The organism is Mesorhizobium metallidurans STM 2683 (genome assembly GCF_000350085.1).
GTDB lineage: Bacteria > Pseudomonadota > Alphaproteobacteria > Rhizobiales > Rhizobiaceae > Mesorhizobium > Mesorhizobium metallidurans.
In genome coordinates this window covers 1-10,132 of the sequence record NZ_CAUM01000019.1, presented here as the reverse complement: position 1 = coordinate 10,132, position 10,132 = coordinate 1, and the positions used below count along the sequence as shown (strand labels likewise).

11 protein-coding genes and 1 tRNA gene are annotated in these 10,132 nt (G+C 62.4%); 4 read left to right on the top strand and 8 right to left on the bottom strand.

The window, feature by feature from the left end; translation table 11 throughout:
* Nucleotides 1-3 precede the first annotated feature (3 nt).
* From yihA to rpmH, 5 genes are all read right to left on the bottom strand, one after another.
* Nucleotides 4-678, bottom strand: a complete 675-nt coding sequence (gene yihA / locus MESS2_RS04320) for a ribosome biogenesis GTP-binding protein YihA/YsxC (protein WP_008872861.1) — start codon at nt 676-678, stop codon at nt 4-6.
* Nucleotides 675-1,313 (bottom strand): CatB-related O-acetyltransferase, encoded by a 639-nt coding sequence (locus MESS2_RS04315; RefSeq protein WP_008872860.1) that lies wholly within the window; start codon nt 1,311-1,313, stop codon nt 675-677. The genes yihA and MESS2_RS04315 overlap by 4 nt, the downstream gene beginning before the upstream one ends.
* Nucleotides 1,314-1,589: 276 nt before the next feature.
* Nucleotides 1,590-3,401 carry a membrane protein insertase YidC gene (gene yidC / locus MESS2_RS04310; protein WP_008872859.1) on the bottom strand — a complete coding sequence of 604 codons (1,812 nt, stop codon included), beginning with the start codon at nt 3,399-3,401 and terminating at the stop codon, nt 1,590-1,592.
* 13 nt (nt 3,402-3,414) lie between these two features.
* Nucleotides 3,415-3,768, bottom strand: coding sequence for a ribonuclease P protein component (rnpA, locus tag MESS2_RS04305; RefSeq protein ID WP_040592073.1), 354 nt, complete (start codon nt 3,766-3,768; stop codon nt 3,415-3,417).
* Nucleotides 3,769-3,784: 16 nt separating this feature from the next.
* Nucleotides 3,785-3,919, bottom strand: coding sequence for a 50S ribosomal protein L34 (rpmH, locus tag MESS2_RS04300; RefSeq protein ID WP_008833937.1), 135 nt, complete (start codon nt 3,917-3,919; stop codon nt 3,785-3,787).
* A 280-nt stretch (nt 3,920-4,199) separates the two neighbouring features.
* On the opposite strand from rpmH, the gene MESS2_RS04290 reads away from it, so the two are divergent.
* Together MESS2_RS04290 and MESS2_RS04285 are read left to right on the top strand one after the other, a co-directional pair.
* The gene (locus MESS2_RS04290) at nt 4,200-5,714 is read left to right on the top strand and encodes an ATP-binding protein (RefSeq protein WP_008872855.1); all 1,515 of its coding nucleotides are present in this window, start codon (nt 4,200-4,202) and stop codon (nt 5,712-5,714) included.
* Between the two features lie 197 nt (nt 5,715-5,911).
* Nucleotides 5,912-5,988, top strand: a tRNA-Arg gene (locus MESS2_RS04285).
* 111 nt (nt 5,989-6,099) lie between these two features.
* Here the strand turns inward: MESS2_RS04285 and MESS2_RS04280 are convergent.
* On the bottom strand, nt 6,100-6,972 hold the full coding sequence (locus tag MESS2_RS04280; RefSeq protein ID WP_008872853.1) for an NmrA family NAD(P)-binding protein: 873 nt from the start codon (nt 6,970-6,972) through the stop codon (nt 6,100-6,102).
* Nucleotides 6,973-7,062: 90 nt separating this feature from the next.
* Here MESS2_RS04280 and MESS2_RS04275 point away from each other — a divergent pair, with 90 nt between their 5' ends.
* Entirely contained in the window at nt 7,063-7,986 is a 924-nt protein-coding gene (locus MESS2_RS04275) for a LysR substrate-binding domain-containing protein (protein WP_040592077.1), read from the top strand.
* A 47-nt stretch (nt 7,987-8,033) separates the two neighbouring features.
* On the opposite strand, the gene MESS2_RS04270 is transcribed toward MESS2_RS04275, so the two are convergent.
* Nucleotides 8,034-8,627, bottom strand: a complete 594-nt coding sequence (locus MESS2_RS04270; protein ID WP_008872851.1) for a CGNR zinc finger domain-containing protein — start codon at nt 8,625-8,627, stop codon at nt 8,034-8,036.
* Between the two features lie 158 nt (nt 8,628-8,785).
* Between MESS2_RS04270 and MESS2_RS04265 the strand changes: the two genes are divergently transcribed.
* Nucleotides 8,786-9,700, top strand: a complete 915-nt coding sequence (locus tag MESS2_RS04265; protein WP_083918358.1) for a haloalkane dehalogenase — start codon at nt 8,786-8,788, stop codon at nt 9,698-9,700.
* A 51-nt stretch (nt 9,701-9,751) separates the two neighbouring features.
* On the opposite strand, the gene MESS2_RS04260 is transcribed toward MESS2_RS04265, so the two are convergent.
* A partial coding sequence (locus MESS2_RS04260; protein ID WP_040592071.1) for an SDR family oxidoreductase occupies nt 9,752-10,132 on the bottom strand: 381 nt, incomplete at its 5' end.

Genomic DNA, 10,132 nt, shown 5'->3' with positions numbered 1-10,132 from the left:
CCACTAGCCGCCATTGGCAGCAAGTACGATCGCCGCGCGCAAGTCTTCCAGGCCCTCGCTCCTTTCCGACGATGTCGTCAGAACGAACGGGAACGCGGCCGGCCGCTTTTTGATTTTCGCCAGGGTCTCTTCGATCAATCGCGGCACGCCGGCCGCCTTGATCTTGTCGGTCTTGGTCAGCACGATCTGGTAGGACACCGCCGCCTTGTCGAGCAGCGACAGCACCTCGTCGTCCTTGGCCTTGATGCCATGGCGGGCGTCGATCAGCACATAGACGCGCTTCAGCGTGACGCGGCCCTTGAGATAGTCGAAGACCAGCTTCGTCCAGTCGTCGACCTTTTCCTTGGGCGCGCTCGCATAGCCGTAGCCCGGCATGTCGACCAGCGCCATCGGCGGCAGGTCGGCGCCTTCGCCCGAAAATCCGTCCGGCACGAAATAATTGAGCTCCTGCGTCCGCCCCGGCGTGTTGGAGGTGCGCGCCAGCCCCTTCTGGTTGACCAGCGCGTTGATCAGCGATGATTTGCCGACATTCGAACGGCCCGCGAAGGCGATCTCCGGCGGCCCTTCCGGCGGCAGGAACTTCATCGACGGCACGCCGCGGATAAAGATCCACGCTTGCGTGAACAGTTCGGTGCGGACCACGGTCTTGTCACGTGTCGTGTTGCCTGGCGCGCTCAAACCGCTGCCTCCAGGCGAGCAATGTCGGCGCCTCTGATGGCATTGAGGTTGCGGCTGATCTTGTCCACCGGCCAGTCCCACCAGGCCGCCATCAACAGCCGCCTGATCGTCTTGTCGTCGAAGCGCATTTTCACCACCTTGGCCGCATTGCCGGCGACGATCGCATAGGGCTGCACGTCGTGCGTGACGACCGATTTCGCCGCCACGATGGCGCCGTGGCCGATCTTGACGCCGGGCAGGATCACCGCCTCCATGCCGATCCATACATCATTGCCGAGCACCGTGTCGCCGCGTATTTCCTTCGACCACATCTTCGGGTCGAAACCCTGTTCCCAGCCATGGCCGAAGATGTTGAACGGGTAGGTCGAGAAGCCGGACATGGCGTGGTTGGCGCCGTTCATGATGAAGCGCGCGCCCTCGGCGATGGCGCAGAACTTGCCGATGATCAGCCTGTCGCCGATGAACGGATAATGATGCAGCACGCATCGCTCGGCGAATTTGTCGGGCCCGTCCGGATCGTCGTAGTAGGTGAAGTCGCCGATCTCGATGTTCGGTGCATTGACCAGTCCCTTGAGGAAGCCGACGCGCGTATGCATCGGGATCGGGTGCTTGATGTTTGGATTGGGTCCGCTCATGGCCTGGCTCCGTGGCTTTTCAGGCAAGCCCAAAATAGCGCGATTCGGAGCGAGATAAACCGGGATCCCGTGAAGGATCACAGGACCCCGGTCGCCGGTGCGGTCTCCCAAACACACCGGCGCCAGCGCGCCGGAAGCCGTCACCGTGGTATGACACCGGAGCAGCGACGGAACGTGGCAAGCCAAAGTTTCGCCGCCGGCAAATGTGACCTCCCACAGCAAAAACCCGGACCAACCGGGGTTTTTGTAAATTTAATATGGGGATCGGGGTGCCCGCTATTCCGCGGGCGAGGGTTTCTTGCGGAACATGGCCACCAGATTGTCCCACAGCTCGATCTTGGCGCCCTGGCGCTTCATGATCACGCCCTGCTGGATGATCGACAGCAGATTGTTCCAGGCCCAGTAGATGACCAGGCCGGCGGGAAAGCCCGCCATCATGAAGGTGAAGATGACCGGCATCCAGGTGAAGATCGCGGCTTGCGTCGGGTCCGGCGGCGTCGGGTTCATGCGCATCTGCAGGAACATCGTCACGCCCATGACCAGCGGCCAGACGCCGATCATCAGCATGGACGGCAGCGTGATCGGGATCAGGCCGAACAGATTGAAGATCGATGTCGGGTCCGGTGCCGCCAGATCCTGAATCCAGCCGAAGAACGGTGCGTGTCGCATCTCGATGGTGATGTAGAGCACCTTGTAGAGCGCGAAGAAGACCGGGATCTGCAGCGCCACCGGCCAGCATCCAGCGATCGGATTGATCTTCTCGGTCTTGTAGAGCTCCATCATCGCCTGTTGCTGCTTCATCTTGTCGTCTGCGTATTTCTCGCGGATTTCGAGCATCTTGGGCTGCACCTTCTTCATGTTCGCCATCGACGCATAGGACTTGTTGGCGAGCGGGTAGAAGGCGGCCTTGACGATGACGGTGGTGGCGAGGATCGCCAGGCCGAAATTGCCGAAGAATTTGTAGAGCGTGTCGATCAGCCAGAACATCGGCTTGGTGATGAAGTGGAACCAGCCCCAGTCGATCAACAGGTCGAACCGCTTGATGCGGCGGTCTTCCGCATAGGAATTGATCTTGCCGACCTCCTTGGCGCCGGCGAAGACCGCGGTCTCGACTGTCGCCGACTGGCCGGCGTCGACATTGATCGGGTCGGTGAGGAAGTCGGACTGATAGCGGGGCCGGCCATCCTCGAAATAGGCATAGCGCGGCTGGAACGGCTGCTTCTCGGTCGGTACCAGCGTAACCGCCCAGTATTTGTCGGTGATGCCCAGCCAGCCGTCGGTCGACTTGCCCGGCTTGAACTCCCTGTCCTTTTCGATGGATGCGTATTTGTGTTCCTGCAGGCCTTCCTCGCCGGTGAAGCCGATCAGGCCTTCGAACAGCACATAGATGCTGGCTACGGCAGGCTTGTCGAAACGGGTGACGCGGCCATAGTTGAACAGCGAGACGGCGGCGGCGCCTGAATTCTGCACGGTGTCGGAAACGGTGAACATATAGTCGTTGTCGACCGAGAAGGTGCGCTTGAAGGTCAGGCCCTTGTCGTTCGAATAGGTCAGCGTCACCGGGCTCGCCGGAGTCAGTGTCGCATTGCCGTCGACCTTCCACACCGTGTCCGAACCTGGCACCGCGCCGGTCTTGTCGTTGCCGACAAAGCCGATCTCGGCAAAATAGCCAGTGGGCAGCGCCGACGGATTGAGCAGCTCGATCTCGGGCGAGTTCTTGTCGACTGTCTCCGTGTAGTGCTTGAGCCTGAGGTCGTCGAGGCGTGCCCCGGTGAGGTTGATCGAACCCTCGAGGCTTGGCGTGTCGATCTTGACGCGGGAGGTGGCCGCCAGCGCCTGATCGCGGCCGGCCGCCGTCACCACTTCGCCGCCGGGCGCATTCGGAATCGATCCCTGCGGCGCCGGCGTTCCCGTGCCGCCGGGATTGACGCCTTCGGCCGCCTTCTTCTGCTCTGCCACCCGCTGCTCTTCTATGCGGGCCGCCTCGCGCTGGGCTTCGACGCGCGGGTTCATGTAGAACACCTGCCACAGCGTCAGGATCAGCACCGACAGCGCGATGGTGATGAAGAAGTTCCGGTTGTTTTCCATCGAAAGCCCTGGCCTATCGTGTTCCGCGCAATCGGCGGGAGAGTTCGGCCTTCAACTGGCCGAACGGAATGGCAAGCACATCTTCACGCCCGACGATGACATAGTCATTGCCAGGCGCCATGTCATCGGCCGCATGCGTGCGCACGGCTTCCCTCAGCCGCCGCCTTATGCGGTTGCGCACCACGGCGTTGCCGACCTTCTTGGTGACGGTGTAGCCGACGCGCGGCGACAAATCGTCGCCGCGGTCGAGAACCTCGACGAGAAAAAGCCGCCCGCGGCGCTTTTCGCCACGCCGGACGGCCAGGAATTCCGCGCGCTTCAGAAGCCGCTTGGGTTTTGGTCCCACTGGCTTGCCGGTGGCGGGCAACGATCTCGTCTTCCGTTCAGGCGCTGAGCCGCTTGCGGCCGCGATTGCGGCGAGCTGCGACGACGCCGCGACCACCCTTGGTGGCCATGCGGGCACGGAAACCGTGCCGGCGCTTGCGGACGAGTTTGGACGGTTGGTAGGTACGCTTCATTTGTTTTAATACCGCGGGGTGCGGCCCTTCTTGATTCTGTCACTCTGTAACAGGAGCTTTGCCGGGCCGGTTTTGGCGCGATCGAAACCGCGCCGGGACGAATGGCCCGAGCGTGAGCGGGCTTATAGAAAGAAGGATTTTGGAAGTCAATCCGGCGCCGTCAGGCCGGCGGCCGAAGTCTTGCTGGTCCGATGCAACGTTTCGACCAAGGATGAATTTGGCAAAAAAGCCGCAATCGCCTAATCTCGGTTGGTCAAGTGATCGTGAAGACAAGCGCAGCATGAGTGAAATCCCAACCGCGGATGAAAGGATCGATCCGGCGAAGGCCGCCGCCGGGACGGCGCCTCGCAGCGTGCCCCCCCGCACAGTGCCCTTGTCGCGTGGCCTGTCGACAAAACTGCTGCTGCTCACCATCGTCTTCGTGCTCCTGGCCGAAGTGCTTATTTTTCTGCCCTGGATCGCCAGCTACCGTGTGAGTTGGCTGAAAGAGAGGCTGAGCACCGCCGCCGCCGTGTCGATCGTGCTGGTGCAGGGCGACCCCGCCTCGCTGTCGCGCGCCGCCCAGAACGACGTGCTGATGGCGATCGGCGCCAGGGCGATCGCCGTGCGCGACGGCGGCGTCTCGCGGCTCCTGGTCGTGGCCGAGATGCCGCCGCAGGTCGATGAACATATCGATATCGCCAACACCGGCATGGTCCAAGGCATGACCGGCGCCCTGGACACGCTGTTTTTCGGCGGCAACCGCATGCTGCGCGTGTTCGGGCCCGTCGGCGAGAGCGATAAGGAATTCGAACTGATCATGCCCGATCACAGCCTGCGCAAGGCCATGCTGATCTATTCGCGCAACGTCGCCTTCGTCTCGCTGCTGATCTCGCTGTTCACCGCCATGCTGGTCTATGCCGCCATAGACCTGATCATGATCGGTCCGATCCGCACGATGACGCGCTCGATGCTGGCCTTCTCCGAGGCGCCCGACGATCCCGGGCGGATCATCCGCCCTGCCGCCCGCGCCGACGAGATCGGCGTCGCCGAGCGCGAGCTTTCGCAGATGCAGGAGCGGCTGCAAAAGATGCTCGCCGAGCAGAAACACCTAGCCGACCTTGGCCTCGCCGTGTCGAAGATCAATCACGACATGCGCAACATCCTGGCCTCGGCGCAACTGATATCGGACCGGCTGCGCCAGGTCAGGGACCCTACGGTGCAGGCCTTCGCGCCGAAACTGCTGCGCGCGCTCGATCGTGCCGTGTCCTATTCGGAAGGCGTGCTCGCCTATGGCCGCACGCAGGAGCCGCCGCCTTCGCGCCGCAGGCTGCGGCTGCGCCAGCTGGTCGACGACGTCCACGGCCTGCTCGACACCGAAGGCGGCATCGAATTCGTCAATGCCGTCGATCTGGCCTTCGAGGTGGACGCCGATTCCGACCAGCTGTTCCGCGTGCTCACCAATCTGTGCCGCAACGCCGTGCAGGCGATGGCGGCGGACCAGGAGAGCGCCCTGGTGCGCCGGCTGGCGGTGTCGGCCGAGCGCCTGGGCAGCGTCAGCCGCATCATCGTCACCGACACCGGACCAGGCCTGCCGCCGAAGGCGCGCGAAAACCTGTTCGCCGCGTTTCGCGGCTCGGCCCGCAGCGGCGGCACCGGCCTTGGCCTGGCGATCGCCTATGAATTGATCCGCGCCCATGGCGGCACGGTGGAGCTTGTCGAAAGCGTTGGCGGCCGCACCACCTTCGCGGTCACCATTCCCGACCAGCCGGTCCGGCTCGACCAGGCCCGCAGCGGCCTGCGCCGCCCGGCTTGAGGGGAGCTATTCCCTGACCGGGGAGCATAACGGTCTTCCGTCCGCAATTGCGCGGAACAAGGAACCGGCCAATGCGCGAACAGCAAAACTTTTGCCGGATCGCTTGCTTTTCGGAAATTCAGTCGCTAGGGAACACTCCACATTCGCGGCCGGTCGCCAGGATCGGATCGCGGGCTATGCCAAGCATGGCCTGTTGCGCGCCCGTAGCTCAGCTGGATAGAGCACCAGACTACGAATCTGGGGGTCAGGAGTTCGAATCTCTTCGGGCGCGCCATTTCCACGCTATTCCACGCCGCATCACGCTGCCGTGCTCCGACTTCGCGCTTTACACCACCCGTCTCGCGCGGACGCTGCCTTCGTACCGCCTTACGGCACGGCTGCCCGATCATGCTGCTGGAAGTGTCGAGACGATGCGCTCGACGGATGCAGTCAGCGAGACGCTGCCCCGACGCTGCTCATTTCCTTTCTCGCGTGCGAAATGGCCATCGGCGATGCCCTCATACATGCCGAGCAAAGCTTCCGCCAACTTGTCGTCGATGCCTTCCTTGGTGAGAATGGCTGCACGCTCCCCGGGCGGAACGAACATTGGCTTCACGGGACGGCCGATAACCTTGGCAAAGGCAGTCGCCACATCGTCGGCGCTGAAGTCATCGGGACCGCCAAGCTCAACGACCCGCTTTCCAATCCAGCTTTCGCAAAGAAGGGCAGCTCCCGCACGGCCAACATCGATTGTGCTTACCATCGGAATTGCCCGAGTTGGCTCGATAAAGGTCGGCAATATGCCTTCCGCCATAACTACGCCCGCGACCTCACTCCAAGTCTCGATGAAATAGCCGGATCGCAGGAAGGTGACCGCCGGGGCCATTCCGTCCAGCAGCGCCTCGATCTGGTTAAGTGTGGAAATGACTCCGGTGCCTGAGGCATGCTGTGCTCCGATCGATGACAGGACGACAACCTTGGGTATCTGCGCGTGCTGAAGCGCGCGACGAAACGCAGTGCCGACCTCTTGAGTATGCGCGTGCGGATCGCCGCTGATCGGCGTGGGGTTGAGCAGAAATGCTCCTGAGGTTCCTTTCAGCGCAGCCACCACGGCGTCCGCATCGAGGATGCTTGCGACGGCCACCTCCGCGCCGAGCGCTGTCCATTTTTCCCCCTGTTCCGGCCGACGCAGAACGACGCGCACTGCCTCGCCGCGTTCGATGAGCGCGCGCGCTGTTTCTCCACCTGCTCGTCCATTCGCTCCAAACACCACATGCATCGCCTTGTCCTCCGATTGTTGGCTGTCGCCGTCTGAAGACAAATACGCGTCACCCTTCCATGTGTCCAATGCATGAACTATATAGAGATCATGCGTGAAGTGGATTTTCGTCGGATCGATCTCAACCTTCTGGTGATGCTTGAGGCGTTGCTGGACGAGAAAAACGTCACGCGGGCTGCTCGCCGGCTCGGGATGAGCCAGCCGGCCGCGAGTCGGGCGCTGGGGCGATTGCGCGCGCTGTTTGCGGATGCCCTTCTTGTCGACGGGCCGGGCGGCTACTTCCTCAGCGCCCGCGCGGAAGACATGCGTCCGATGCTGCGCAGCACGTTGGCCGGCATTAGCCAGATGCTAGAGCTAAGCCCATTCGATCCCGCGACGGCGACGGGCGATGTTCGGCTCCTGATGGCGGATTTGGAGGCTGCGGTGCTCATGCCGCATCTGCTCGCCCGCTTTTCGGATGAGGCGCCTGCCCTTGATCTCAATGTCCGAGCGCTTGGCTCAGATGCAATTCAGGCGCTGGAAGACGATGTCGCTGACGCGGCGGTTGGGCTGATCGACGAAGCGCCGCCAGGGATCCACCGACGCCGATTGTATGATGAGCGGCTTGTAACACTCATGCGCGCAGAGCATCCAGCCGCCCGTAAAAAGCTCACGCTCGACCGGTTCTTGGCGCTGGACCATATGGTGGTGAGCATCACTGGCATTGGGCCGGCGCCCGTCGATGCGGCGCTTGCTCTCATTGGGCGGGAGCGACGGGTGAAGGTGCGTGCGCCAAACTTCTTCGCGGCAATGGAGATTGCTGCCGGGTCGGACCTAGTTATGACCTTGCCGTTGAGCCTGGCGCATGTGGGCGCGGCCAAGGGACGCTTTGTTTCGCAGCCTCCACCCCTCGATCTTGGAAAATTCCCGATGAGTCTCGTTTGGCACGCGCGCCACCAAGACGCTCCCAGGCACATATGGCTGAGGCGTGCGATTGTAGGCGCCGCCCGGGATGGCGAACTTGCCGCTCGTTAGTTGGAAAATCTGGCCCCGTCAGATTCCTGCAATCTTTTTGGGGATTGTCACACGCCGAGCCGCTGACGGTCGCGGTAGGTTCGCGTCTTCTCACGGTTTCCACATCGATCCGATGAGCACCATCGGCGGTTGCTGGGCTTGGAGCGATCATAAAAGATCCACCGGCACTCGTCGGAATCACAAGTCTTCACGCGTGCGAGCCTGCCGCTGTCCGAAAGCCGCACAAGCTCGACCAGAACGTCGCCAAGGCCGCTGGTTGCGCGCCGCGCGATCGGGCGCAGATCAAGCCCTCGGTCCCGAGAAGCCGTGACCCCAAGAGGAAACCGGGCGGCCAGGGCCTCAAGCAGGCGTGCAGTAATGGCCCGCTCAGTCGGCGTCGCGGAGAGGAAGTTCCGCAGCGCGCCGCGCAGCTCAAGAGCCTCGCGATGCTCGGCCTGCGAGATCTTTGCGCCGCGTTTTAGAAGGCCGCGCGCCTGAAGCCATTTCTGCAGCTGTGCGGGGGTTGCAAGTTCGTCGCCGGGCTCATGCGCCACGCCCCGCTCCACATACTGCCGCAGGTCAATCGAATTCACGAAGTCGTAGAGCAGCGCGACGTCGCCCGGAACCGGGAATTTCTCGGAGAGCCTCATAGACACCAGCATAAACATTTTGCTGGTTTATGCAACTAACACCAGCTATTATCGTTAGATAGTGTCTAACATGTTGATCGGCAGGCGCCGCAGTCCGAATTTAGGAGGATCCCGATGACCCACCCCCCGATCTCGACTGAGGAAGTTTCGTACCGAAAGCGTGCGGAGCTCTGGACGCCAACATCGCTTATGTGGACGTGGGCGAAGGCGATCCGATCGTCTTTTTGCATGGCAATCCGACGCCGTCTTATCTCTGGCGCAACATTATCCCGTATCTCCTGCCCTACGGGCGCTGCCTTGCACCGGACTATGTGGGCATGGGCAATTCCGGCCACGCACCGGACGGGAACTACCGCTTCGTCGACCATCGCCGCTACCTCGACGCCTGGTTCGAGGCATTGGGCCTCACCTCGAATGTGATCCTCGTCGTCCACGACTGGGGGTCGGCGCTTGGCTTCGACTGGGCGCGACGTAATCCCGAACGGGTCAAGGCGGTCGCTTATATGGAAGGGATCGTGCGGCCCTTCCGCTCCTGGGACGAATGGCCGGAATCCACCCGCGCGTTCTTCCAAGGTCAGCGGAGCGAACGGGGCGAAGATTTGATCCTGCGGCAGAACCTCTTCATCGAGTATCTGCTGCCACTCCGCCATATCGCTGAGGAGGCGATCGAGGTCTATCGGCGCCACTATCGCAATCCCGGCTCCGCGCGCATGCCCATGCTTGCTTGGACGCGCGATCTGCCGATCGCTGGCGAACCGGCCGATGTCGTCGCAATCGTCGAGGACTATGCGCAGTGGCTCTCCACCAGCACAATCCCAAAGCTCTTCATCGACGCCGATCCCGCTGGCTTTCTGATCGGTGCACAGCGGGAGTTTTGCCGCGCCTGGCCGAACCAGGAAACCGTCATGGTGAAGGGCGCCCATTTTCTCCAGGAGGATGCGCCATTTCCGCCGAATCTGCGATTTCCTGCGATCCGCTACGCTAGGCCAGACCGAACGAAGTCCGTTGTCGTAGAAGAGACGGTATCTGACGGCGTTCGGCGTTCGTATCAGCACGGCGCCCCGGCAGCCAAGGCGCGACGGTGATAGACGCCACTTCAAGACTTCAGGCGCGGTGGCAACTTTCGAGCCTCAAAATCAGAAGGCTCCGCCACCAGCCCCGATGTTCTGGCCAGTCACCCACCTCCCGGCATCGCTCGCGAGGAACACGGCGACGTCCGCGATATCTTTCGGGTCTCCGACGCGGTTGAACGGCGATATGGCGGCAGCGCGGTCGCGGTAGCGGTCCTGCATCATGTCCGTCTCCGTCGGACCAGGAGAGACGACGTTCACAGTGATGCGACGAGTACCGAGCTCCCAGGAGAGACAGCGGACGAACTGTTCGACAGCGCCCTTGCTCCCGAGGTAGAGGGACTGATCGGGGAAGAACATCTTGGTTCCTCCCGTGGATACAACAATGATGCGCCCGCCGTCCCTCACACGCCGCGCGGCTTCCTTGAGCGTGAAGAAGACGCCCTT

What these genes read in the sequence shown, in the direction of transcription:
- MESS2_RS04315 (WP_008872860.1), bottom strand. Translation starts at nt 1,313, where the DNA reads ATGAGCGGACCCAATCCAAACATCAAGCACCCGATCCCGATGCATACG.
- yidC (WP_008872859.1), bottom strand. Translation starts at nt 3,401, where the DNA reads ATGGAAAACAACCGGAACTTCTTCATCACCATCGCGCTGTCGGTGCTG.
- rpmH (WP_008833937.1), bottom strand. Translation starts at nt 3,919, where the DNA reads ATGAAGCGTACCTACCAACCGTCCAAACTCGTCCGCAAGCGCCGGCAC.
- MESS2_RS04290 (WP_008872855.1), top strand. Translation starts at nt 4,200, where the DNA reads ATGAGTGAAATCCCAACCGCGGATGAAAGGATCGATCCGGCGAAGGCC.
- MESS2_RS04280 (WP_008872853.1), bottom strand. Translation starts at nt 6,972, where the DNA reads ATGCATGTGGTGTTTGGAGCGAATGGACGAGCAGGTGGAGAAACAGCG.
- MESS2_RS04275 (WP_040592077.1), top strand. Translation starts at nt 7,063, where the DNA reads ATGCGTGAAGTGGATTTTCGTCGGATCGATCTCAACCTTCTGGTGATG.
- MESS2_RS04270 (WP_008872851.1), bottom strand. Translation starts at nt 8,627, where the DNA reads ATGCTGGTGTCTATGAGGCTCTCCGAGAAATTCCCGGTTCCGGGCGAC.